Source organism: Bdellovibrio sp., assembly GCF_036384735.1.
In the GTDB taxonomy this organism is placed as follows: Bacteria; Bdellovibrionota; Bdellovibrionia; order Bdellovibrionales; family Bdellovibrionaceae; genus Bdellovibrio.
Genome location: NZ_DASVLT010000024.1, coordinates 58,308 through 83,986 on the forward strand (window position 1 = coordinate 58,308; position 25,679 = coordinate 83,986).

The following is a 25,679-nucleotide window of genomic DNA, read 5'->3' on the forward strand; positions in this document are numbered from 1 at the left end:
TGGATTGGTTAACATCTGAAGAAACGCATAAAAGGCCATTCGTCATTGTTAACCGTCATCGAATTCGTCACCGCTTCTTGAAGTTCTAAAAACCTTTTCATAGATCCGATATTCTAAAGGCCCCTTAAAAGACCAAAAAAAGGAGCCTTCGATGGAGATCGAGCGCCAATCCCCAGAAACTCAAGGTGTGTCAGTGAAACTACTTTCAACTGTGGACTTGGGACCCGAGATCGAGGGCATGGAAGGCCGGGAGCTTCGCATGCGCCTTGTGATCATGGAGCCAGGGGCTGTCTTTGGCCCCCTTCACGACCACAAAGATAGACCTGGAATCGTCTACATCCTTCAAGGGACAATCACCGATCATCGCAACGGCATTGCCACAGAATATGGCCCTGGCGTGGGTTGGCCCGAGGATCATAAAACTTTGCACTGGCTGGAGAATAAAGGCTCTGTCCAAGCTATTGAAATATCTGTCGATATTGTTCACAAAAAGCCATGAAAAAACCGCCCGTAAAAAGACCGTTTTTATTTTACCCTTGCGGCCCTCCTACGGTCTGGTAAAAAAGGCCCATGGAAATTCAAACATTAAAACGTCCCGAACTTTTGCTTCCCGTAGGAACTAAGGATATGGCTTTGGCCGCTATCCACAATGGCGCTGACGCCATCTTTATGGGGGTTCCTGGTTTTAATGCCCGCGGCAGAAGTCATGATTTCCAAATCGAAGAGGTCAAAGAGATCATCGACACCTGCCACTTGCATGGCGTGAAAGTGAATCTCGCGTTTAATATTCTGATCTTTCAAAATGAATTGCGAAGTGCAGTGGAAGTTCTAGAAAAAATTCTTCCTTTAAAACCGGACGCCTTCATCGTTCAGGATTTAGGTCTGGTACAATTGATTCGCAAGATGGCCCCATGGCAACGCATTCATGCTTCAACGCAAATGAGCGTGACTAATGCAGAAGCCATCAAATGGCTTGATGACTTGGGCATCCAACGTTTCGTTTTGGCCCGCGAAAATTCTATCAAAGAAATTCAAGCCATCAAACAAAACACGACAAAAGAAATCGAAGTCTTTGTTCATGGCGCTTTGTGTGTCAGTTACTCAGGACAATGTTTTACTTCTGAGGGTATTGGCGGCCGCTCTGCCAATCGCGGTCAGTGTGCACAAAGCTGTCGCTTCACTTACGAAATGCATGTGGATGGTGAAAAGCGTGACCTGCAAGGAAAGTCGTTCCTTGTATCGCCCCAAGATCTTTGTGGCATTAACGAAGTTCCCAGCCTTCTTCAAGCTGGGGTTGATTGCTTTAAAATTGAAGGTCGCCTTAAAACTCCTGAATATGTTGCCACTGCCGCTAGAAGCTTTGACGAAGCGATTACGTCAGCCCAAGCCGGTCAGACACTTTCAAGCCCTATTCTTATGAAAAAGAAAATGGCCTCTGCCTTCTCTCGTGGTTTTTATAGTGGTTGGTTTCATGGCGTAAACCATCAAGAATTGGTTGAAGGCACATTCAGTTCGCACCGCGGTTTCGAGTTCGGAAAAATTCAGCGTGTGAACAGCACCTCCTTGGAAGTTGATTTGACTGACATGACACTTCTTCAAGGTTTGAAAGCCGACTTCATTAAACCCGGGGACGGCGTTCTTTGGGTTTACAAAGATCGCAATGGTCAAAGTGTAGAAAAAGGCGGATTCGTCTTCGCAGTGAAAAGCCTTTCACCTCGCCGCTTCGAGCTGGAATTCTCGAAAGAGATCGCGATGGACAGTGCTTACCTTGGTGCCCGCGTTTTCTATAACCATGATAAAGATCTTAAAAAAGACGTCACCTTGAGCGTCGAGGACAAACAAAGAAAAAAACGTCTTCCCGTTTCTATCCGTGCAGAAGCCTCTTTAGGAAAACCTCTTAAAGTTGAATACACAGACGGCACTTACACTGTCTGTGCATATTCTGAAAATATTTGTGAGGCCGCGAAGAATAAAGGCTTAAACGCTCAAGATCTTCAAGAGGAGCTCTCTGCTTTAATGGGAAGTCCTTTCCGCGGCGAAAGCTTTGAAGCAATCTTGGATTCCAATACCCCACTCTTTTTGCCGAATCGACAGGTCAAAGAACTTCGCCAACAATTGGTGAAGGAACTGACAGAGTTGCGTATTCAAAATGGCCAAGCTCCTACGATAGCACCTCAAGCACAAACGATGGATTGGATTGGGAGCAAAAAAGTCACGGACAGAAAAATTCCAGGTTTGAAACTGAACTTGCTATTACGTGATAAGGGACAAGTCGAGGACATTGCACAAGCTGTGAAGTCTGGACAACTGAACACTTCGCGAATCAATCTTGTCATTTTAGATTTTGAATTCGGTCTGGATTTCGAGCCAAGCTTGAAAGTTCTAAAAGATCAAAATTTAAAAGTTGCTATTGCGACAACTCGTATTTTGAAACCAAATGAACACCGCAATGTAAAGCATCTGTTAAATTTAAATCCAGATGCGATCCTTGCCAGAAACTTAGGTGCCGTCCAATACCTGCAAGAAAACAACTACCAGGGACAAATCCTTGGAGATTTCAGCTTGAACGTGGCAAACCACCTCACAGCTCAATACTTGCTCAACAAAGGCCTTTCTAGCGTTTGTTTGGGCTATGACTTGAATCACCTTCAAGTCAGCGAATTGATCCAATCTGGCCAAGCAGAGCGCTTTGAAGTCACTGCATATCAATACATGCCAAGCTTCCACATGGAACACTGTGTTTTCGCTGCGTTCTTAAGCAAGGGTTCTAGCTTCAAAGACTGCGGCAAACCGTGCGAAAAACACGAAGTGAAATTGAAGGACCAATTCGGCAACTGGCACCAAATTAAACCTGACCAAGAATGCCGTAATACGATGTACAACGGAACATCCCAGTCCGCAGCTCGCTATGTAAAAGAGTGGGAATCTTTCGGCCTTGGCTTCATCCGCTACGAAGCCTTGAAAGAAAAAGGTGCAGAGCTGATTTCAAAAATCCAAGCCCATTTGGACTTTATTGGTGGTCAAAAAGATTTAGCTTCATTGATTAAAGAGCTTGGCGATGTGGAAAGCTATGGCCTTTCTGAAAGCCACTTTCAACGCGAAAAAGAATATCAAAGCAGAAAAAAATAAGGCCGAAGCTTCGGCCTTATTACTATCAACGATTCAGGAAAAGTCGATTAAGATTGCGAAGAGTATTTGGACTTCAAGTACTTTTCGTATTCTCTTAAGATAGAGTTCATTACTCCCCTTAAAAGTTCATCGAATTGGGGATCTTGTCCTTCCTGACCACCAAGCTTTACAAAGTCTGCTAGAATTTGATTTTCACGTTGGGTATTGAAGAATGGCAAACCTTGCTCTTGTTTTATTTTCCAGATGGCCATCGTTAAATCACGGCGACGCAAAAGTAATCCGTGCAGCTCTTTATGAATGTCATCTATTTCTTGGCGAAGGCTTGAAATCGTTTCCAATGTGTTTACCTTTTTGAATCAAATTTAATCTAAACGGAATAGCGCAAACTTCAAGTAACGCAATTCCGACATAGCCAGAGGATAGGGATGATCCACTGGCTGTCCTCCGATATAAACCAACGTCGCCTTTTTACGAACGCGGGAAAACGCTTCCTGACAGATCTCCATGAACTCTTTTGAAGAGATATGGCTTGAGCAAGAGCTTGCTGCGAAAAGTCCCTCGTTATTCACAAGTTTGATCGAATTCGAGAAGACTTTCGTGTAGGCCGCCTTGGCTTGCTCGACCGATTTTTCATTCGGAGCAAAACTTGGCGGGTCCGTAATAACAAGATCGTATTTTTTCTTTTCAGTATTCAACTGTTCAAGGTAGGCAAACGCATCTGTCGCGATATCGTGATGAACTGTTTTTAAGCCGTTGATCTCAAAATTGCGATCCACGGCTTGAATCGCCACTTTTGCGATATCAACGCTAGTCACTTCTTTCGCGCCACCTTTAGCCGCGAAGATCGAGAAACCACCGGTATAGCTGAAAAGATTCAAAACCGTTTTGTCTTTCGCAAAATGCTGGATCATTTTTCTATTATCGCGTTGATCCAAAAAGAAGCCTGTCTTCGCAGCATCGCGGATATTGGAGGCGAACAATACACCATTTTCCAGAAACTGAACTTCAGGGGCTAGAGTCCCTACAATGTTCACTCCCTTTTCTTCAACATCGTTACGACGTTTTAAATAAACACATTTGATCTGCGGGAATGCCGCTTGAATTTTCTCGGCAATCACTTGGGCATTCCAAGTTTTCTCCATGATAGCGTGGTCATGCTTAATCACAGCTGTGTCGTTGTAAACGTCAACGATCAAGCCTGGAAGGCCATCCCCTTCACCGTTGATAAGGCGGAAAGAGTTCGTAACTGAAAGATCGAATGTTTGGCGAATTTCTACGGCTTTACGCCACTGGTTTTCAAAGTACAGTTCAAGAGTGCGCTTCATGTTATTGCGTCTGAAGATAGGCTCTTCAGTAAGAACCAGGACCCGGAACCGCAATTGAGTATCGGCCTGCCAGATTCCCAAGGCCAAAATTTCACCCTTGTAGTTCAAAAGATGAATGCCTGATTTGAATGAGCGGCCCTCATCGAAACAATTGGCGAAAATCCAGCGGTGTCCTTGCTTAAGGTGCTTGGTCACATCCCTTTTGAGTTCGATGGTTTGAGGATCTTGAAATGTAATAGCTGCTGAATTCATTGGGGCTCCAGAGGACAGAATATTTATGCTAAATCCCCTTCGGCCACAAGGGTTAAGAGGGCCCAAGAAACGGCTTGGTAAATTTACAAGGCCCTATGCCGCTCAGAGTGGTTTTAAGCACTCTATTTGACTCGTAGATCAATCTCAACGAGTCTCTGGAGAATCAATTTCCTACCCTATTTTGGAGTCCCCTTTTGACTAAAAAATCAGCGCCTTCACCAGCCAAACCCGTTTTCTTAGATCAGAAATTTTGGGATAATTTCGCAAAGAATATTTGGGAAAAAAAGCCTCTGGTTTTAAAGAACGTGAAATCAGGTTTGCTCGAGCTGGGCAATGTCGAGATCTTTGATCTTTTGGTTCTTTACGCAAATCAATGCCGCAAGTTGAACGATCCTACAGGGTTTAAATTTTATATCGACGGCTTTAAGGCCGATGCGGAAGATGTTCTGCAAGTTCTGCCTGAAAAAAGTGACAAGTCATTGCTTGGATATCATGCCCGCATGAAGGCCTTGTTCCCAGATTATTGCCTGGTCTGTGATGAACTTTTGCAAGTGAACCTAAAAAAACAACACTTGCTAGCTGAATTCACAGATGAGCTTTATCGTCATGTTGGCTTCCCAAATCGTTTTTCCGAGATGGGTCTTTACCTAGGAAATTATCGTAAAACCCCATTTGGGGTTCACGTGGACTCTTGCGGAGTTTTCAGCTTTCCTGTGGTCGGAACAAAAAGATTCCGTATCTGGACTTCAGAATACGCAAAGAAAAATCCAGCATTGGATCGCGCCTTCAAATACGACAAATATAAAAAAGATTCTCTCCTTTTAGAGGTTGGTCCCGGCGATATGACCTATTGGCCTTCATCCGCTTGGCATATCGCTGAATCCGACGGTTCGTTCAGTGCGACTTGGAGCTTAGGCGTATGGGTTGATCACCCTCATAAGGAAATGGTCGCACAAGCTTTCAATAGCTTGCTTGAACAAAAACTGGGTCCCACTGGCAAGACGGTGACAACGCCGTTCAAAAGTCTTCATAGCAAAGCCGGCGAAGTGACAGAGTTGCCCGAAGCTTACAAAACATCGATCCAAGCATTGCAAAGCCTAACAGCTAAAGAGCTGCAAGAGACTTTCTTAAAGTCCTGGATGACACATATTTCCCTGCAGGGATTTAAAACCATTCCACATATTGCGGTGAAGTTGTCTGCGAAATCTCGAATTCAATTACGCAGCGATAAATCCATGATCCTGTGGCAACAGGGACTGACATCAAAAGATCGGTTCTTCTTTAGTTTCGGCGGAGCCTTAGTGGAAAGCACAAAGGCCAGTGGCTTTTTAAAACTGGTGAAAGCATTGAATGCCGGCGAAACTTGCTTGATCAGCGACTTCATTAAAGGAGCCACTGCTAAGAAAGATCTAAGTTCTTTGCAAGCCCTCGCCAACGCAGGAGCTTTCGTTTAGTGAATGCTCTTGAACTCCGCGGCCCTGCAAGGTGGCTTTGAGCTTTTTGTGATACAAAGCCAGTAGGCTGTCACCCACCTCTGCCCCTTCGATAATTCGAATAGCCAAGGCGATCGCCTCGAGCGTTGAAAGACCTTCACTGAAATGTTCTTTGCGCAAATGATATTGGGCTGTGTTTGCCGCCCCGATTTTTACACGTGGAAGATGACTTAACTCTGGGTGCCGGGTGTTCAACTTACTTGCCTGTCGCCAATTTCCATCGGTCACAATAAGTTGAATCGGCTTTAGAGGTTGAATCTCTTCTAAAGAAATCGCGTCTTCCGAAGGAAATAGCACATAAGTTTCATATTCTGGCACGAGCAAAGAACTTAGATCCAAGCGCTCTGTTGTTTTGCCGCGAATATACATTTCTGAATTGGTCAGAGCATGAAGTGCCAGACGTCCGGTGTTTGTTGTTCGTTTAAGTTCTTTCGCATGAATGATCAAACTAACGCGAGTCTTTAGATCATGCTTTGGAATCGAGTCACAGATACAGCGTTGCCGATGAAGAAAGCACGTCGGACAGGGATCTATGGTTTTTCGCTTACGCGGGACGTGCTTGTTCATTGTAAAATAGCTTTTTCTTAAAACCTTGCGGCTGCGCAGTTGATGATATTGTGTTCTTGAGTGCCGCTGACTTGGATAGCAAAAGTCTCATTCCCATAAGCTGGAAATTGTCCTTCATAGCAAAGGGGCAAACCATTTGCACCAACAACAGCCCAACGGAACAAGAACCTTTCCGTCGCAGCAGCAGCACCAAGATCTTGAACGAATGTCTGATGCGATCCCACATCCATTGTGCCCAGATCCTTAATAAAGTTCTGATTTGTATCCAAAACGACAACTGACGCTTTAATCACAGCCTCTGTTTGATTCTCAATCTTAACAACCAAAGCAGGGGCTGCCACTCCCCACAAACATACCGCTAAAAATAAAATTTTCTTCATATCAAGCTCCAAGTAGCCTTAGTTGATGGATTCGCTATTTTCTTTCATTTTCGAAACTTCGCGGAAAATATGTTGGACCTTTACGGAAGACTGTTTTCCCCACAAGTCAGAGCCATATTGATTAAGATGCCCGCCATCCTTGTACACAAGAATATTTTCGTTAGAGAAAGGCGCTGTCTTCCAAAAGTCAGAATTGATTTCTAACGGATCCAAAAATTTGACGTAACTGAATTCTGAAACAATCGCTTTAATTTTAGCGTTCGTGTCAGTTTCCGGCTTCAATACATGGTGCAGATCCAATTTGCTGACATGGCTCTTCAATTCAAACTTTTGATAAAGAGGACTGTATGTCTCGCGCAAATATTGATTGTATTGAGAGCTTTCAACACCTGGAATACGACCAATCACCACGACCTTGTGTCCCGCCAATAACTTCAGAGTTTCTCTAAAATCTTTTTCGAAATCCCTGAAGCTGGAAATATAATTTCCCCAGTTGGCTGCAAGAACAATGATATCTTGGTCGTCGATATCCTCTTTAAATTGATCTAAGAGCGCTAAGCAATGGGCATTGGACACATTTTGAATATCGGTTTTGGTATTGTTGGTGATGCTCAATAGCGGCGGGCAAGTGTCGACTGTTTTTGCCTCGATACGATAGGATTTGCCTAATGCCGATACGATAAACGGAGTGAAATGTCCCGCGTTGGAATCTCCGACAAGATAGATTCGACGATGGGATTTCAAATTCCCAAAGTCACAATCGTCATTTTCTAAGTTATGACAATATTTATCATCAATAAATGAAGTTTCCGTTTCAAATTGTTCGATCTTCGAAATCCGTTGCGGCATTCCATCGTTTTTCTCAATAGATGAAGTCGCTAACCAAAATAAACCGAATGGCAATAGCAAAAGGATCGCGAACGACTTAGATAAATTCCATTTAAGAGAGATAAACTTATTCTCAAAAAAGTATCGCGTCACGTAGGACAAAGAGAATATTAAAGCCAGATCAATAATCAAAAGATACAGAGGAATCTCGTAAGATCCCGTTAAATATCTTGTGTAAGCCAACACAGGCCAATGCCACAGATACAAAGAGTAAGAGAAATCCCCCACTTTTCTTAAGTATTTGTTCTTTAAAAAACGCGCGCCCCAATGCGACTCCTGAGATCTGCTTGCCCAGATGACCAGAGCGGCACCTCCACAAGGAATCAAGCAAAGAAGTCCCGGAAACCAGAAAGAGTCATTGATGACGACGACCGATACGGCAAGCAACAAAAGCCCCAAAATACCTGCATGGCGATGGAATTTCTTATTCCAGTCAGCATCGGTCAATTTAAACAGAAAAGCTAAACCAGCTCCAATAGCGATTTCCCCAAAGCGAGGCACCGAGTTGAAGTAAATCCCTGTCGAGGAGGCATCAAGTAAGCGCAGGACATCGGCAAAGATCAGACTTGCAATGATCCCGACAATGAGTCCCTTAAAAACATTTTTCAATTCAAACTTTCGCAAAGAAAGCGTGAGAAGCAGAGGCCAAATAAAATAGAACTGCTCTTCGATCGAAAGGGACCACGTATGAAGCAGTGGGTATTCGTTTGAGTTATTAGCAAAGTAATCCAGACTTTGGCTAAAAAAGAAATTTGAAGTAAACGTCAGCGAAGCCGCTATACTTCGTCCCAATAGCAAAAAGTAATCAGGCAAAAACAGCAAATAACCAGCGACCAAAGTCACTAAAACGACTAGGCAAAATAACGGAAGGATGCGTTTGATTCTTTTACGATAGAACTCTGAAATAGAAATAGATCCGGTCGCGGCGAATTCAGAAAGAGAAATACTGGTGATAAGAAACCCTGAAATAACAAAAAAGATGTCTACACCGAGATAGCCGCCAGGCAAGAAGCTTTTATTTAAGTGGAATAGCAAGACCGAAAGGACAGCAATGCCTCTCAAACCTTCTACCTCTGGGATAAATCGCAATTTACTCATTTCAAGACCTTAGGGATTAATTGCTCCTCTTATAGACCAATTTCATTAAAGTAAGAATTTAATTCTGCGGTTATTTCAAATCCTATAAAAGCTCTCAGAATCCTGAGCAAAATGAAGATATTAAGGGGTCTTTCTTGACCCGAATTCATCTCTCGAATATGAAGAACAAATTTCAAATCAAAGTGCGAATCGTAGGGTCATATGAATTTATTAAAAGGTGTTACTAGTGCGTTTAGTTTTGCAGTGGCCCTGCTCATTGCTTCGACTCCATTAAAGAGCCTGGGAAGTACTAATGATTTCGACGTCTTATGCTATCATGACGTGACTAAAACCCACCCTGGTGATGCCTATGGTGTCACCCTGACCCAACTGGAAGAGCAATTCGAATATTTGCAAAAAAACTATTCTGTGGTGAGCATAGACGACGTTATTTTGGCTTCGAAGGGGAAAAAGACCCTGCCACCCAAAGCTGTCCTTATCACCTTTGATGACGGACTGGCTTCTTTTTACGATCTGGCTTACCCACTTTTGAAGCGCTACAAGTTTCCAGCTGTCTTTGCCGTTGTTGGAAAGTGGGTCGAAGACGGTAAAGCTCCCGATTATGGATACGTTAACGTCAATCCCCCAATGGTTTCCTGGGCCCAGCTAAAAGAGATGTCGGACTCTGGGTTGGTGGCCGTTGTTTCCCACACGTATGACATGCATCATGGCCATATTTTTAATCCGCAGGGTAATGAGCAGGCCTCTGCGGGATTCTTAAAGTTCAATCTTGATTCAAAGTCCTATGAAAGTGAGAAAGATTTTTTTGCCAGAGTAAAAGCGGACCTGGCAGAAAATGAAAGACTTATTAGCAAGCACATCGGAAAAAACTATCCTCTGATCGTATGGCCTTATGGCACCTACAATGGCCTATCACAAAAGGCCGCCACCGAATTGGGAATGCCGATGCAGTTTTCGGTTGAGCGAGGAATGAACAACACCAGCCATCTCACCTTAGTGAATAGAACCATGGTTCTATCTCATTTCTCTATTTCTACTTTTACAGAAGGCATCAAAACATCATTTGCTTATGAGGCCCCGATAAGAGGTATCTCTGTCGATTTGGATTCTTTGTGGGTTGGCTCCGAAGATGCGTCGAATATCACTCTTGGAAAATTAAATGATAAGGCCGCAGATATAAGACCAAACTTAGCCCTGATCCAGGCCTTTAGCGCTCAAGGCGAGGCTTATTTTCCGACATCACAATTAACGGTGAAGGCTAATTTCTTTGGCCGTGTTGCTCACGTTTTGCAGAATCGATCGCGAGTAGACAAGGTTTATGCAACGGTTCCTTTGCAGTATCTAAAAAACGAACTGAATACACAGCTTTTGATTCATGACCTGGCCCTTTACAACGATGTCGATGGTATCTTCTTTGATTCTCGCGGTGCTGGCGTCGATGCAAAGAAAATGGAAAAGCTCGTTGAACAAGCGATGAAGGCTGGTTCGGAAATTCGACCGTTCTGGAACTATGGATTCATTGGTCCACGTTTCTCGATCGGAACAAGCCCCTTCAAATATGTCATAGAGGATTTTTCATGGAACTCTTCAAAATCCAAGCTTGTGAAAACGGTTCATGAGTTTCAGGATCCCAAAATGATTGTGTCTTTGGACTCAAAAACCGTTTCGGGCGTTCCAGAAAATTATAAGAAATTAAAAGACCTCGGATTGGATAATTTCTTTCTTCCAATTAGTTTCAATTCATATGCGGACTTGCCGTTTCTGAAAGCAAACTTTCATTCTGCGAACAATCCGTATTCTATAGGTGCCGATGAACAGAGGTAAGGAGCTTAGTGCTTCCTCTCGACCTCGCGAGCAAAGCGCTGTCTGAAGACTTCCGAGTCCTCCACCAGCGCATGATAATCCAGATTCGCCGGTGAAATCCCTTCATAGCCAAGTCGGCGCAAGATGCTATTCACCTGAGTCATATAAATTGAATAATTCGCCAGGTTGAAGATGTGCCCACTGACACCCAACTGTACATAGTCTGCAAGATAAGGTAGCACCCGTTCGCGAGGCTCTCCTTCACGCATCAGCTTCAACGCCGTTAGCAGATTTTTTTCCATCAAATTCAAAAATGTGGGAATACCATCCACCGGAGGATAAACGTAATACACGCTATCTTCGCTCGATTTACGCGAAGGTAACAGATCCGCGGGAACGCCAGCAATCTTTACGAACTCTGTCACGCCTGTTGTGTTCGCCTTGAAATCTCTGTCTAAAGTTTTATCTACTGAAATCACCAGCCGCAAACGAAAATTTAGTTTTCCCAAGTTGAAAACTTCATTTCTGAATTTTCCAGGAACTGCTTTGTTTAAGAATATATAATTCCAAAATCCAATGCTTGAGCCCCAGTATTTGCTATTTCCGTCAATGCCAGCGGCAACGATGCGATGCTGAGTACGCAACATCTCTTCAAAGTCACGCTCACGCCCCGCCAAAACATCATCAACAAAAGGCTCGAATACCAAGCGCATGCTATCGTGCATACGAACTGGATAACCTTTGTCAGAAATCTTCCCATTCCGCGTCGTCAAATAAAGCCACTGAGAAGACTCTGGTGATAGTGCCGTGATCTCATGATTCTTCGCCGGGCGAGTTTCCAAAGAACCCGCAAAGGCCAGTGGGTTTTTTCGATGTTGAAGAATTTCGATGATTTTGATCACAGCAAATTCATCATCCGCCAGCTGCCCAGGAAGATCTTTTTGTTGATTAAGGCTTTTGAAACGTCCACCGCGACGATTGAATCTAAGATTCGCCCGAGCTGGATTGTAATGACCTACCTCTGTCATGATTCCATAATCGATAATTTTGATCTGCAAAGTCTGTGGATTGATAAGAATATTCTGCAATCCCAAATCTGAATGCACAAGATTGGCTGCTTTCAAAATCTGAAGGGCCTTTTGCAATTGCATGGCAATCTTAGCAATGCCGGCAGGAGCCACTCCTGATTTCTGTGAAGCAAGCCATGAATTCATGCCTATCCAGTCCTTTTCATACGAGGAAATCAACACCTGATTTTTCTCGTCAAAATTATATCTCAAAAATAGATTTTCGTGATCGGCTTGGGAAAGTTTATCACTCATCGAAGATTCAAAGCGCAGACTGGCTTGAGCTGTCTTTCCGCCTTTGGCCACTTTCACCGCAACTTCCGTTTTACCATCGGAGGGCAAAATGCCGCGATAAACAACGCCGGAAAAGCCTCTCCCCAAAGCCTCGGCCAAATGATATTCACTCAATCGTGCACGTGTTTCCTTGTCATTAAAAAACAAATCTGTGATGGACCATCCTTTAAGGGATTTCCATGACAGAGCAAGACGCTCACCCAACGAGGTGGCAGGGCCTTCAATGGTGACATTTGTCTGAGCCGGTTGTTCATAAGTTTGCCAGATCTGTCTGGTGAAATCCATTTCCTCAGTCGCAACTTCAACTGTTTCTGATGCGCTAAAAACGCTTTCGCACGTCGTTTGCGCGTATACTACAAACGGGAGGCTGCAAATCATCAGAATCATTAACAACGGGATCTTCACCATACCAATTGTTAGTGCAAGCTAAGTGCCTTGAAGGGCGTCTCAAGACGAGACGATATAACGTGATATCCTTAAAATAGAACACCTATCTACTTACAGCTCCTGCTCAACAACCTTCTCTGGGTGCCCTGGAAAACCCTTTGCATTTCATTCTTTCAATCAACGCACCAAGGACAATGAGCACGTTGATTGATTTTAAACTTCAGATCTTTTTCAGTTGTCTGACAATTCATCAGCTGAAGGAACATGTCTCAATTTGGGACGAGGACAGAATGAAAACGACAGCCTTAAAATTTGCCGTGGCGGCAGCCTTCCTTTTAGGACCTACCTTGTCCCCGGCTCAAGGTCCCTCTTGCCATGCCGTCTTCTCTTTTTCTGCCCAGCCGACGTTTTCATGGCAAAATCATCACTGGCCTTTGCCAACGGCAGACGGCATAAGCTTGGAATTAAATTCCTTAGAGCGTCTTGAACAAATCGGCGCAACTCCGCTCAAACTTCTTAAAGAATCCCCTTTAAAAGACGTCTATTTGGTCGACTGGCATGGGAAAGTGAAGGTTGCCAAGGTTTACAAAGCCTCTTCCATTGAAAAGTTGAATCAAACTTTGCAGCGCGATTATCTGATGGGTGAAGTTCTACCTCTGATGAATATACAAACGGCTCGGTTACAAATAGAGTCAACGGCTATTCATTTCGGGACCGTTTTGCAGGATTACCATCCTCAGATCGCCGCTCAAATTTCTGACATTCGTACTCAACCGTTTTGGGGTTTACTGATGAGGCAGGTCGTGGCACTTGAAATGAATAAAGACTTCAAAGACTGGCTTAAAAACATGCGACCTTATTATCGCAACCTCGAAGTGGATTTTCGCGCCGACAACATCGCCTTAGAGTCTGATGGCCAAGGCGGCTGGGGCCAACCCGTTTTCATTGATTGGTGATTTACTGCCGGCCCACTGTCCTGTTCAATATATACAACACAATATAGAACATTTTGAACTTCATCGTGATCTCTTTGTCATAAACATGAACTGCAAAAATGTTTACATCCGATTTTTCGACTGTTAGAGCTTTCTCCTAAATAGGAGAACACAATGAACGCATTTTTGAAACTGATCGTTATTGCGTCCGTTTTCACAGCGGGAACAGCATTCGCAAAATTGGACGTTAATGAAAACTCATGCAGTGACTATCGCCACGACATCATCGTTGCGAAAGATGCTCAAATCGCTCGTCTTAAAGTTCATCAAGCAAAAGTCGCCGAACTTCAGGCAAAAGCGGAAGCAGAAACATCTTGCAAAGCTAAGTATGCACTTTACAACCAGCTTTGGACTCGCGTCGCTTCGTTCTCTACACAATCTGAAAAAGTTCACTCTCAGATCGCTGAAAACTATTGGCAGATGTATCTTGATAGCTGCCACTATGGCGACAACAAATACTATTCCTATTTGAGTAAAAGCGATGCTCAGGAATATCATCGCCAAGCTCTTCTTGCGAAAAAAGAACTGGCTAAGATTTCTCAAGCAGCGCAGGCTTGCACGAACTAACCGCACCTGAACCCAGAGCTGAATCGACAGCTCTGGGTTTCAATTTTCTTACTACACTCATTTAGAAATTGTCCTTAAAAATATTTAACTTTTTGATAAAGAATTTGATTAACTTTTAACTAATTAAATAAGGAAACTAACGCGCGGCAGCTTTATAGTGCCTCTCTATAAGGAGGCCTCAATGGCGAAATATCTTTTACTTTCTTTACTGTTCCTCTCGCAGTTTACATTCGCTCAATCTCTTTCTTTTTCCTGCAATAGCATCGGAGCAGACAAAGGGTCACGCTTTGACCTAACAATCAATGCGGGCACCATTCAAATCTCTAATAATACGACAGATCTGAACGCGGGTACTTATCGTTATCTAAGACCGCTTACGGCACGTAATGGTTCGAAGTATTTCGTTTACGACTTAAGTTCTGAGGGCAACGAAAGCTTCTCTCTTCTTCTCGATAGCGCTTTGGTTCAAAAAGGCAGCGGCCTAGCCAAGCTTAGAGAAAGCGGCGAAGACTTCAGTGAAATCAGATTCGCGTGCAAAGCACAATAATATGGAAACATTTCCAGATCGTCTGCGCAAAGAGCTGCAGATAAGACAGGAATCAAATCCGCTTTATTCCCTGCGAGCATTTAGCAGAGATTTGCATATTGATTTCTCGATTCTATCCAGAGTTTTGAACGGAAAAATTCCGTACACAAAAAAGATTCTGCTTAGAGTTTCAGAGCGTCTGACAATGTCGACAGAGGAACTTGATTTTTATTTAAAGAGCATTGAGATGAAAAAAGCGGTGAAAAAACGTTTGGCCGTGGATGCCGTTCACCCGGCTCTTTATATGCCGAGTTTGGCTACACTTTCTCTCAAACTAGAGAATAATGAGATTGGCCGACATCTGCCAGAGATTGAAGCCTTTGTCGGAAAAACTCTTGCAGAAAAGTCTATCCAAACCGAGCCAGTGGGACTTTACCTGATTGTTTTCAAAGTTCCTGTTTAAGGCTCCTTGAGTCGCAACAGGTCGATATTTAGAAATGCGACCTGTTGGGGCTCGGTCTTCTGCACCTTTTTGACGAAGTCAGCGATAAATGCCGTCAGCTCCTCTTGCAAAGATTCAAAATCTTTTTTGCTGATGGAAAAAGGAGCCGAGTAGATCAACTCGGATTCATCAACGGTTTCAAGGCGGCTTAATGCCTGAATATGCCAGTTCAACCAATGGCGGCGCACGTGCGCGGACTTCTTATCAACATGAGTCTTCTGCACACCCATCAGGTACTTATCACCTTTCTGAGCGCACAATCCGCTTTGCACTAAGAAATGAAGTATCGTAGAACAAGCCTCTTTCGTAATTCCGAAATGTTCGCTGATTTGGAAAAGAGTTTTGCCGCTGCCTATAGAGCAATACAGACGAATCGCTGAATAAATCCAGCTGGAATAGAACTCGGCTTTTTCCTCTTCAGATAAGGTTTTATCTTTGGTCACGCGGTCTGCAATGTTGCGTGAGTCTTTCTTTAAACGCTGAAGCTTTTCATCGAAGTATTCCTGAGCTTCAACAGTCCCCGCGCGTTCTTTCTCGGTAAGAAGAACAAAATAATCCAGTTCAAGCCCACTAAGACCGATGTACTTGGCCAGGCGAACAGAGTACTCCACGTTGAAGTTTTTCATTCCAGAAAGCACCTGACTGACATAAGAGGTCTGCACCCCTAGGTGATCAGCCCATCTTTGAATCTCACCCCACCCTTTCTTGGGTAGGGACTCGATGTAAGTTCTTAGAAATTCGCGACTCGCTGAAAAAGTAAATACTGACTTCATTACCTAATCATAACTTTTAGGTAATTAAATTCTATTACTTTTTATGACAATATTTCTGATGCTGCTCTTGAAGCAGACGTAAGTTGGGTTGAATCACGCACAAAGATTTCTCATCCGCTGTTGCAGCCATCTGAGAACAGCTTTTACCGTCCTCAACATATCGACTCATAAGATATTGATAGCCATTCGGTTCCATACCGCCGCGCGCACATTCTTGAATAACACCCTGAAGCTGCTTAAGGTTCTGATACATATCTTGCTGAATCTTCTCCATCTCTGAATGCCTTTGCTGCTCAACCTGGTCAACTGAAGGCAACAAGCTTGTTCGGACTAACAACTCATATACGTCCTGAGCTGACACAGACGGATTCAAAATCGCCGCAGTCACCTGGGCTACCATATCATCTTGATCAAGTCTGGACAGGTTGAGCTCACGTGCCAGGCGAATCACCTGAAAACGTATAAGCTCGTGAATGATAATGGCGCTTGAGGTAGGATTTTCGAAAATATTCTCCACCGAGCCTGAGTCTTCGGTGCTCACCTCAGATGACGAACCATAAAGGGATTCGTAAACCAATCCCATCGCATAACTTGACTGACGAGGAATAGGTGCTGCTAACCAGGACTTCTGCAATTTAACGCTGGTCCAAGTTTGACAAGCAACAATCTGATGAGAAGCTTTATAAACACTTTGATTCAAACAGACATCTTCAGCAAATGGCTTATCATCTGCATACCAAGCGATAGAAAAACCCGAGTAGAGCCACTGCTTAAATCCTGGCAGATTTTGTTCAAGGCTTTGCAAGCGCTCTCCGTAGAATTGCTCGGCCATTCCGCGAAGAGTTCCTGAATAAAGTTTTACCAGACCGCTATTCTGATAAGAATCGAAAATCTCACCGCCAGAAATATTGCCACCGCCGCCATCAACTCCACCGCCGCCGCCAGACTTTAATGAACGAAGACGGTTCTTCCAATCACCACCTAAATCAAATGATTTTCGAACCGGATCCCAGGGCTGACTCGAAGCCTTTAGTTGATTCATTTTTTTTGCAACATCCGCCGACAATGCAATGGCGTTGGAGGAATTTGTCAGCTTGTCCTCCAAGGACTGCTGCTGCTCCAATGTACGGGCAGAAGCCATTGCCGTAAAGAGCCCAACACCGACTAAAAGGCATACAGAAGAAATGTTTATTCTGTTCTTAAAATCCATTTGAAAGTCTCCCACAACAGAAGTTGCTTCGTGGGATTAAATAAGCAAGTTGGGCTCCAACCTGCGACGACTTTTAATAGATCTCAAAATGAGACTGCGATGATATGAAGCTCTTGCCTGCGCTCTCACGAGTCCTCGGGATCAAGAGCGAAAAATCCTTAAGTCGCCATGAGAGTTGTTCCAATGAGGAAACACCTTGGCCATGTCTTTAATACCTAGATGCGATTTCAGAACTTCCGAGAAAACCTGTCTGAAATCTGTCGTCACTGGAACATCACGCTCTTCATAAAGATTTTGCTTTTTTAACTCGCTCCAACTTCCAAGAACTCGTCCTCCATGAACGCGTCCTCCGGAAATCATCATCACAGATCCATGACCATGATCGGTGCCTTGAGTCCCGTTTTCCGCAACAGTGCGACCAAACTCTGTCGCTGTCACCATCACCACACGAGACCAGTGAGCACCTAAAACAGTTTTAAATGCAGCCATGGCTTCGCTAAGTTCACGGATTCGATCTGCAAGTCTTCCCTCGTTAGATCCCTGATACACATGGGTGTCCCAGCCACCGATGTCAGTGACAGCAATTTGCACTCCCATGCCGGTAGTAATCATCCAGGCTATTTCGCCAAGACGTCGTCCCGTAGTACTTTTAGGAAATTGCTTTAAATACTCGTTAAAACCTTTGCCCGCTGTAGAGTCCTGAATATCATGCATCGAATGAAATGCAGAAATACCCGTTTCTCGTAGCACTTTATTGGTGGCCGATTGGTACATGGCCTCGAAATTTCCAACCGCATGTTCCGTATTTTCGAAGGGCGCTTTCAGTGAATAATCTTTAAGACTGTTCATAGAAATCGCCAGGGAGTTTCCTTGAAGGACCTTTGGCATGAACAGTTGCATCGCCACTGCACTGAGGGCTCCGGGATGAGAAAGCTCTGGCAAAGCCCTACTTAAAAATCCATCGGTCACAGTTTTGGATCCTGGCACTCCATTTTCTAGATAGTCCTGAGCATCGAAATGCGAGCGAGTTCCATCCATAGAACCCGACTGCACCACAAACGACAATGTTCCCTCTTTCCAAATGGGCTGAAGGGCCGCCGCCGCCGGGTGCAATGCAAAGTGCGAATCAATAGCAAAATGATCTTTCGTGCCCACTGTTTTAATAGCGATATTCGGGCGCAATTTGAAATATTCTGGATCGGCAACCGGTGCCAACAACGACAACCCGTCCATTGCGCCTCTTTGAACAATGAAAACAAAAATAGGCTCTTGCCCCTTGAGTGTCTCGGTCGAGCTTTGTGCTGCGGCCCACACCCAACGCGGCAAAAGAGAAGATCCTAAAAGCAATGAACCCGATTTGAGAAAAAAACGTCGATCCATGACTTACCTCTTTTGAAATTCTGGAGATCCAAGAATCAATGCCGTAGCTTTCGCCAAGCTAATGGGGCGCAATTCACCATTCGCGAATGTTCTAGATTCGTCAGACAGCTCTTTCATAACAACCTCTGCACTGCCCTTGGATAGTGGCTGTCCTAGAAGTTTTTTTGAGATGTCGTTAACTAAAGATTTAAGATCCTCGGTGGGCTTTACTTTTTGTGGAAGAGTCACAAAGACGCCATCCATGCGATTGGCTGCCAACTTCAAACTGAAATCCAATCTTGAAACCAAAGCCCCTGGATTAACCCATGTGCTTGCATCATCTTTGTAACCTGTCGGAGGAGCACACTTATAAAGTTCTTCTCCGAGATCAGCAAGAATTTTGGGTAGTGGCGTTTTTATATCCAACTCCCCTCCCAAGGCACGAATACTTGAAGCGACAAATTGCAGAGGTCGTTTGACTTTCGCTTGATAACTCGTGCGCGACCAGAACTCTGGGCTATTGAACAGAGCACGATAAACCGCTGTCAAATTGCCGTGTGTTTTCAAAAATTCTTTTTGTAGTCTTAGCACTAAACTTTCCGGGGGATTGTCAGAGACAAAATATCGCGCCAGCTTAAGGCTGATAAATTTTGCGGTATTAGGATTTTCCGCCAGCATTTCCAGGGCTCGCTCACCCTCGTCCAACCCACCACCGGCGGGAAAAGTGTGATTTAGAAAAACCTTTGCCTCTTTATCATGATTCTTTTCCTTGAAAGCAAAAACAGGATCATCATTTGTGTTCTCGACACTCCAGCCAGTTAAAATGCGCGCAAGCTCTGTGACGTCTTTTTGTGTATAGCCACCATCGACACCCAAAGTGTGAAGTTCCATCAGCTCGCGGGCGTAGTTTTCATTCAATCCACCGTTAGGTTTCTTGCCATTCTTCGCTGGCGGAGCCACACGGCTAACGTGGTTATCTAAATAAACCAACATCGCTGGATGATGAGCCGTCGCTCGAAGCAAATCTATAAAAGAACCAAAGATGTGATGTCGAATAGCTTCCCGCTCGTAACTTGGAGCCATCCAACGTACAGGTCCTTTCGACCAATCAACATTGAAGTGGTTCCACCAAAAATCAAACAGCACCTCTTCCAGTTGACGACGACTTTCTACGGCGCGAATCAGACGCTGTGCTTGCATGTCCTCTAAAATTCTTGGAATCAGATGATCTTCATATTTCTTGCGCAGTTGTTTAAGCTCTTCCTCTGGAAGATCCTTCTTTGAGGCGCCCATGTCTCGCTCAATGAATTTATTAAGGTCTTGATACTGCGCCATCAACTGCAACGTATCCAAACCTGTTATCGGCAACTGCGAGATTTTTCCCTCGAGATGGCGATCGTCAATTTTCTCTGGATGCAATTGTTCCTCAATCCAATGTTGGATTCCGTTGTTTCCCTGTTTTGCAAGAGCTTGCACTTCTGTAGGACGAGGACCGTAACTTAAGCGATTGAGAAGTTGCAGAGCTTTTTCCTCACTAGAGAGGCCCCCTGCTTGAGCCGTGGATATAAGAAGGCTCATTAGAAAAACAAGCATGATCGACTCCGCCTTTTGAATTTACCAATTGTTAAATTATAAATTCCTTTGCATTTTTTTGAATTGAAATCATAAGGGACATTTCCATCCTGGCTTATCGTCATAGAGGAACTTCTTCATTCGAGGAGTCACCAGTTTTCAGTAGTCCAGATGACCTCTTTTTGGTTGTTACCATTTACTATTTGCTATAAATTCGCCGAGCTTATTTCTGGTAGGCGCCTTTTAAGCATAATCAATATCTCAGAAAGTCTATTTCAAGAAATAAGCAACACTTTCTAAGCCATTCTGCGAATAGTTCATTTCGAATTAGTAATGACCTATTAAATAATATTATAGTTATTCCGAGTAAGAATCATGACTACTTCAAGTCTCATTCTGAACGTTCTTCCCTTGCGCTGGCTGAGCTTTGCTCTGTTAGGTTTTGGAGTTATTAATGCCATGGCTTCTCCGAGCCAACTCACCTATCAAGGACGCATTCTTAAAGAGGATGGGACTCCTCTAGAATACAGCAACGTTTCATTTATTTTTCAAATCACAGATCCTCTGGGTCAATGCGTGATCTATCAAGAAAAGATTTCTGGAATTAATATGACCAACTCTGGAGGAATGTTCGATGTGCCTATCGGTACAGGCACCGTCAACTATCCGACAACTGGTAATTTTGCAATTTTAGACGCCTTCAACAATACATCTCTTTTTAATTGCGGAACTTGTTCCGGATACACATGTTCAGACAGTGGCAGCACTTATACTGCCTCTGGAGGCGATCTACGCAAATTAAAAGTGCAATTTTATGATGGCACTGGTTGGAAAATGATTTCTCCTGATAGCGTGATTCGCTCGGTGCCTTTCGCGGGATATGCCCTTTCGGCACAAAAACTTGGTAATAATATTGCGAGCGATTTCCTTACTAAGGCAGGACTTCCAACATGTTCCTCTGGAACTTTCCTCACTTGGGACGGAACAAGTCTTTCTTGCTCTTCAGTGAGCGGAGCTGGCGGCGGAACTGTGACAAATGTGACCTCTGGCAATTCTTATATAAGTATTGTTAACGGCACCTCCGTCCCGACGGTAACTCTCAATGTGGGGCAAACTGCGAATACTGTGGCTGCCGGTAATGACAGCCGCATCACCAATGCTCTTCAAACCGGAACCTCCGCAGGAGGAGATCTAACTGGCACTCTGCCCTCTCCGACGGTCAGTAAAATTCAGGGAGTTGCAGTCAGCGCCACAGCTCCATCATCCACAGGCCAAGTTTTAAGATGGAATGGCACTAGCTGGACACCAAACTTTGTCAGCATGTTTGATCTAAGATCTACCATCACAGGAGCACAAGCTTTTGGTGGTGTTGGTTGTACCGCAGGCCAAACTCTTACTTGGATTGCAGCGACTGATAACTTGTCTTGTACAGATATCGCAGTCTCAAGCTCACAAGTTACTTTCCCATCGCAAACTGCAAACACATTCTTTGCAGCACCCGATGGAAGCACAGGAACTCCAACATTTAGAGCCATTGCTTCCACTGATTTGCCCGCGGGAACCCTGTCGGGCTCAGGAACTGCCGGAGTCATTCCTTATTACACTGCGGCTTCAACCTTGGCCAACACCTCAATGTTCTATAACAGCTCGAATGTCGGTATCGGAACCTCCTCACCTGCAGCGAAATTGCATATCGGTGTGGCTCCTACTGCGACGGGCAACTTTCCGCGATTTGCTCTGGGGAATGGTCCTTTTGATGGAAGTACTACAGGTTACTTTGTCGGAAACGTGAATGGGACTGTCATCGGTATCAACACAGCTTCGGGTTATAACGGAGATCTCGTCAACTATCAGGTAGCCGGAGCTTCTAAATTCAGAATCGATGCCGTTGGTAATATCATTTATTCAGGAACCACAACAGTCTCTGGAAACACAACCGCAACGGGCAATTACTCGACCTCTGGAAATATATCAACGACTGGGACCGGTAGCATCACAAGTGCGGGGCAAATATCTGCAAATTCCGGCGCGGCTTCAACATCGTCCAACACCGGAGCTCTGGTTGTCAGCGGAGGCGCTGGAATCTCTGGCGCTTTGAACGTCGGCACCACGATATCATCGAACGGAAACATCACCAGCGGCGGTGTCTATAAAGCTGCCTATGGAACGGCGGCGGCTCCGTCGTATACATATACAAGCGATACAACAACAGGTGACTTTTCACCGAGTGCAGGTGTTTGGGCCGTCTCAACAGCAGGCAGCGAGCGTCTTAGAGTCAACTCCAGTGGAAACGTCGGTATCGGAACGACCAACCCAAGTTTTCCTTTGACGGTCTCAGGAACTCCGGTAAATACAGGCACTACGGAATTCAACTCTGTGGTTTATCCTTCAATCACGACAACGGGAACTTACAATAACTATTCTGCGCAGATTTGGAACAATCCTGCTACGGCAACTTGTGTAACCAACTCGGGAGCTCAAGCCGGTCTCTCAATCAGTTCTTTAAGAAATAATGTCGGCACATCTACAGATGACAGCGGAACTCTGGCTGGTCTTTATACGGCAAGCCTTTCTTATGGTCATCAGAATGTGAACACATCAGCCACCCCGATAACAACGGCAGCCTACGGTATGAAAATCACTCCTTATGCGAGTTCGGGTACCATCACGACGGGTTATGATCTTTATCTTGGGACAACTGTTGGAACAGAAAGCAATATCGCGAATCACTACGGCATATATCAAGGGAACAGTTCTGCTAAAAATTATCTGGCAGGCAACGTTGGCATCGGCTCTACAAATCCTGGCAACCTATTGACTGTCAATCAAGCGGCAGACAGCACAGCTGCGACCTCGTCAACTTACGGCTTCCTTCTAGCGGATCAGGGGGCCGGTCGCATGACCTTGGGTGCAGATGCAAACTACGCCTATCTTCAGTCATGGGGAGCAAAACCGTTATATATAAACTCCCTGGGTAATAACGTTATTTTGAATACAACTTCAGCCACCAGCGGGTATGTGGGAGTTGGCACCTCGAGCCCCTCTTATAAATTAGATGTGCAAACTAATTCAACAAACTCAACAACAGCACGTTTTTCAAATCTGTATATGAATGCCTTCAGCAGTTCTGCAAATGGTTACTTAGAATCTGCGATCGGATTTCGTTTGGCAGCGGCTGGCGACGGCAGCAATTGGACTCAAACGACAGACAACATAAATAATGGCGCCGCGATGATTGCTTCGTCTGTGAACAACGGGGATCTTCGTTTCTATACAATTCCAAATTCTGGAACTCCTACTGCCAACAATACCATTGCCGACTCAGCTCTTCCCTCTTATTTAAGAATGACGATTTCTAATTCTGGTAATGTCGGAATTGGCACCTCTTCTCCGTCGACGAATTTAGATGTCGTGGGGTCTGCGGCTTTTGAGAACAATGCAAACAGCTCTGCAGCGTCCAGCTTCAGTTTCTGGAAGAGTCGCAATTACGGCGCAGTCCAGAGTGGAGACACATTAGGATTTTTCTCCTTTTATGGAAGCGATGGAACAGCTTTGCAGCGAGCGTCTTATATAGCGTCCGTGGTTGACTCCACGGTGTCCTCTGGCTCTGTTCCTGGTGCTTTGACATTTAATACGACGGCCATTGGTGGATCTGATAGTACCGAGCGCATGAGAATTAATGCGGGTGGATCCGTCGGGATTGGTACGACTCATCCAGCGGCATGGCTTCATATTCAGGGAAGTAGCACGAGTCAGGGATCGCTTTATTTAACAAATTCCGATTATGTTCTTGGATCTACCGGATCGACATTGCGTATTATGCTGGGAGCAACTTCAGGCAACACATATTCGACGATAAATTCCTTTACGTCCGGAGGTTTTGCGGGAGGAAATTTAATTCTTCAATCAGGAAGCGGCTCTGTCGGCATCGGCACAACAAGTCCCTCCTACACCTTGCATGTGAATGGCTCTGTGGCTGGTACTTCCGCTTACAACAACTTGTCTGATAAGCGCCTTAAAAAAAATATCGAAAATATTCCGGATGCTTTGAGAAAAATTGCATCTATTCGCGGTGTCACCTTTGATTGGGATCACCAAGTTCATCCAGAGTTGAAATTAGGCGATAGACAAGAAATGGGTGTCATTGCTCAGGAAGTTGAAAAAATATTTCCTCAAGCTGTCAGTCAAGACTCAGGAACCGGAATTAAATCTGTCGCTTATTCTATGTTGATTGCTCCGCTCATTGAGGCGGTGAAAGAACTTTCGGTAAGATGGTCAGGCCACGATCAAATGATCCAACAACAAAGCCGCGAGATCGCATCGGTGAAGGCTGAAAACGAAGAATTAAAGGCTCGCGCGGACAAAGCAGAGAAAGAAAATCGTGAGATCAAAAATCGTTTGCTTCGTTTAGAACAGATGCTTGGAACTAGTCATCGGGATGAGCCCAACTGAAGTTGGGCTCATCCTAATCCTTGTTTATTTATAGTGACAGGATACCTCAACAGGAAGCCCTGCTATTTCCGAATTCACTGATGTCTGACCCGTGACTTGAAAATTAGGTGCATCCCACTGCAGTTGATCGCCTAGACTCAATGAAAGATAGCCATCAGCATCTAGTCTTCGACCAAAAAGTTTAATGTTGATAAAACCTGGCACATCATCACCCGCGTTATTGTCATGGATTCCATCAGCAATCCACCAACACACATCCAAATATCGACCGTCATCCAAGCGAATCAGCTGATTAGCCTCCGCCTTTGTAGCCAGCGCCTTATAGGTAAGGGTCAGACTTAAGCAGCCGTTACTCATCACTGTTTGATCTTTTTCCCCTTCCTCAGACGGAAAGCTATAGAGTTTTCCATTAGGAAGATCGGAAACTTTCGTGCGTGCGAGTTCGTCATAGATAATTACATCCCGCGCCGACATATTAACTAATTTCATGACTTCCTGTTTTACGTGAAGAGTGACGTCACAACGAATATCCAAAACAGTTCCATTCGTAATCACTCTTTGACCAAATGATTGCGAAGCTAAAGTGCTTATCATCAAAATTAAAAATAGCTTAAGACGACTTTTCATTTCCACCCCAATGTATGTGTTTATGATCAGCCGTGCTATCACGGGGTATTTCCCTACTCAATCTTTAGAATATACCTCGTGATTTTTCTGTTTCGAAATTTTTGACATTTTAATTACATAAGAAGGAGCCGCAGAAGCAAAGAAGACTTATTTGCTTCCAGCACTATCTGAAGAGCATTTATAAAGGAGGTCAACCTCGCCTCTTCCCGCATAAGGCATATTTTCTGCTCTGTTCGATTGAAAATAAAAAAACCGCAAGATTGCAGTTAATGAGGTTCTTCCCCCTTTATGGTGGGAGACAGTGAGTCAAAAATGAAGGCATAAGCCCTAATTTCCAATTAAGATTTGGTTACGAGCTAAATTTTAAGAGGAGAAAAGGACTATGTCTTCAGGTGAAAGACTAGCACGATTTA

Annotated in this window: 20 protein-coding genes; 9 read left to right on the plus strand and 11 right to left on the minus strand. The window is 44.4% G+C overall.

Translation table 11 applies throughout. The annotated features are described in order from the left end of the window. The first annotated feature begins 151 nt into the window (after positions 1 to 151). Positions 152 to 499 (plus strand): cupin domain-containing protein, encoded by a 348-nt coding sequence (locus tag VF412_RS07285; RefSeq protein ID WP_331338563.1) that lies wholly within the window; start codon positions 152 to 154, stop codon positions 497 to 499. Between the two features lie 71 nt (positions 500 to 570). Continuing rightward, positions 571 to 3,129 (plus strand): U32 family peptidase, encoded by a 2,559-nt coding sequence (locus VF412_RS07290; protein ID WP_331338564.1) that lies wholly within the window; start codon positions 571 to 573, stop codon positions 3,127 to 3,129. 47 nt (positions 3,130 to 3,176) lie between these two features. Here VF412_RS07290 and VF412_RS07295 read toward each other — a convergent pair whose 3' ends face one another. Both VF412_RS07295 and VF412_RS07300 read right to left on the minus strand, forming a co-directional pair. After that, positions 3,177 to 3,467 (minus strand): chorismate mutase, encoded by a 291-nt coding sequence (locus VF412_RS07295; RefSeq protein WP_331338565.1) that lies wholly within the window; start codon positions 3,465 to 3,467, stop codon positions 3,177 to 3,179. Between the two features lie 24 nt (positions 3,468 to 3,491). Next, positions 3,492 to 4,706 carry a class I SAM-dependent rRNA methyltransferase gene (locus VF412_RS07300; RefSeq protein WP_331338566.1) on the minus strand — a complete coding sequence of 405 codons (1,215 nt, stop codon included), beginning with the start codon at positions 4,704 to 4,706 and terminating at the stop codon, positions 3,492 to 3,494. 194 nt (positions 4,707 to 4,900) lie between these two features. Between VF412_RS07300 and VF412_RS07305 the strand changes: the two genes are divergently transcribed. After that, a complete protein-coding gene (locus tag VF412_RS07305; RefSeq protein WP_331338567.1) occupies positions 4,901 to 6,160 on the plus strand; it encodes a JmjC domain-containing protein in 1,260 nt (419 codons plus the stop codon). On the opposite strand, the gene VF412_RS07310 is transcribed toward VF412_RS07305, so the two are convergent. The 3 genes from VF412_RS07310 to VF412_RS07320 are packed head-to-tail and all read right to left on the minus strand — an operon-like array spanning position 6,116 to position 9,132. After that, positions 6,116 to 6,766 (minus strand): tRNA-uridine aminocarboxypropyltransferase, encoded by a 651-nt coding sequence (locus VF412_RS07310; RefSeq protein ID WP_331338568.1) that lies wholly within the window; start codon positions 6,764 to 6,766, stop codon positions 6,116 to 6,118. The two genes, VF412_RS07305 and VF412_RS07310, sit on opposite strands and share 45 nt — an antisense overlap. Positions 6,767 to 6,783: 17 nt before the next feature. Continuing rightward, entirely contained in the window at positions 6,784 to 7,146 is a 363-nt protein-coding gene (locus VF412_RS07315) for a hypothetical protein (RefSeq protein ID WP_331338569.1), read from the minus strand. An 18-nt stretch (positions 7,147 to 7,164) separates the two neighbouring features. Then, on the minus strand, positions 7,165 to 9,132 hold the full coding sequence (locus tag VF412_RS07320) for an acyltransferase family protein (RefSeq protein ID WP_331338570.1): 1,968 nt from the start codon (positions 9,130 to 9,132) through the stop codon (positions 7,165 to 7,167). 201 nt (positions 9,133 to 9,333) lie between these two features. Here VF412_RS07320 and pgaB point away from each other — a divergent pair, with 201 nt between their 5' ends. Next, the gene (pgaB, locus tag VF412_RS07325) at positions 9,334 to 10,956 is read left to right on the plus strand and encodes a poly-beta-1,6-N-acetyl-D-glucosamine N-deacetylase PgaB (RefSeq protein WP_331338571.1); all 1,623 of its coding nucleotides are present in this window, start codon (positions 9,334 to 9,336) and stop codon (positions 10,954 to 10,956) included. 5 nt (positions 10,957 to 10,961) lie between these two features. On the opposite strand, the gene VF412_RS07330 is transcribed toward pgaB, so the two are convergent. Continuing rightward, the gene (locus tag VF412_RS07330; protein ID WP_331338572.1) at positions 10,962 to 12,683 is read right to left on the minus strand and encodes a protein kinase; all 1,722 of its coding nucleotides are present in this window, start codon (positions 12,681 to 12,683) and stop codon (positions 10,962 to 10,964) included. A gap of 290 nt (positions 12,684 to 12,973) precedes the next feature. On the opposite strand from VF412_RS07330, the gene VF412_RS07335 reads away from it, so the two are divergent. The 4 genes from VF412_RS07335 to VF412_RS07350 all read left to right on the plus strand — a co-directional run bounded on the left by VF412_RS07335 (position 12,974) and on the right by VF412_RS07350 (position 15,234). Next, positions 12,974 to 13,639 carry a hypothetical protein gene (locus VF412_RS07335; RefSeq protein ID WP_331338573.1) on the plus strand — a complete coding sequence of 222 codons (666 nt, stop codon included), beginning with the start codon at positions 12,974 to 12,976 and terminating at the stop codon, positions 13,637 to 13,639. A gap of 153 nt (positions 13,640 to 13,792) precedes the next feature. Further along, the gene (locus VF412_RS07340; RefSeq protein ID WP_331338574.1) at positions 13,793 to 14,245 is read left to right on the plus strand and encodes a hypothetical protein; all 453 of its coding nucleotides are present in this window, start codon (positions 13,793 to 13,795) and stop codon (positions 14,243 to 14,245) included. Between the two features lie 181 nt (positions 14,246 to 14,426). Then, positions 14,427 to 14,792, plus strand: a complete 366-nt coding sequence (locus VF412_RS07345; protein WP_331338575.1) for a hypothetical protein — start codon at positions 14,427 to 14,429, stop codon at positions 14,790 to 14,792. After that, positions 14,761 to 15,234, plus strand: coding sequence for a hypothetical protein (locus VF412_RS07350; protein WP_331338576.1), 474 nt, complete (start codon positions 14,761 to 14,763; stop codon positions 15,232 to 15,234). The genes VF412_RS07345 and VF412_RS07350 overlap by 32 nt, the downstream gene beginning before the upstream one ends. On the opposite strand, the gene VF412_RS07355 is transcribed toward VF412_RS07350, so the two are convergent. From VF412_RS07355 to VF412_RS07370, 4 genes are all read right to left on the minus strand, one after another. Then, positions 15,231 to 16,046, minus strand: coding sequence for a TIGR02147 family protein (locus VF412_RS07355; protein WP_331338577.1), 816 nt, complete (start codon positions 16,044 to 16,046; stop codon positions 15,231 to 15,233). The genes VF412_RS07350 and VF412_RS07355 overlap by 4 nt on opposite strands. 34 nt (positions 16,047 to 16,080) lie before the next feature. Continuing rightward, positions 16,081 to 17,256, minus strand: coding sequence for a hypothetical protein (locus tag VF412_RS07360; protein WP_331338578.1), 1,176 nt, complete (start codon positions 17,254 to 17,256; stop codon positions 16,081 to 16,083). A gap of 141 nt (positions 17,257 to 17,397) precedes the next feature. Then, positions 17,398 to 18,636: a DUF1501 domain-containing protein gene (locus VF412_RS07365; protein WP_331338579.1), complete on the minus strand. Its 1,239-nt coding sequence runs from the start codon at positions 18,634 to 18,636 to the stop codon at positions 17,398 to 17,400. A gap of 3 nt (positions 18,637 to 18,639) precedes the next feature. Next, on the minus strand, positions 18,640 to 20,208 hold the full coding sequence (locus VF412_RS07370) for a DUF1800 domain-containing protein (protein ID WP_331338580.1): 1,569 nt from the start codon (positions 20,206 to 20,208) through the stop codon (positions 18,640 to 18,642). Between the two features lie 354 nt (positions 20,209 to 20,562). On the opposite strand from VF412_RS07370, the gene VF412_RS07375 reads away from it, so the two are divergent. Next, entirely contained in the window at positions 20,563 to 24,639 is a 4,077-nt protein-coding gene (locus VF412_RS07375) for a tail fiber domain-containing protein (RefSeq protein ID WP_331338581.1), read from the plus strand. Positions 24,640 to 24,663: 24 nt separating this feature from the next. Here VF412_RS07375 and VF412_RS07380 read toward each other — a convergent pair whose 3' ends face one another. Beyond that, a complete protein-coding gene (locus VF412_RS07380; RefSeq protein ID WP_331338582.1) occupies positions 24,664 to 25,266 on the minus strand; it encodes a hypothetical protein in 603 nt (200 codons plus the stop codon). Positions 25,267 to 25,679: the final 413 nt, after the last annotated feature.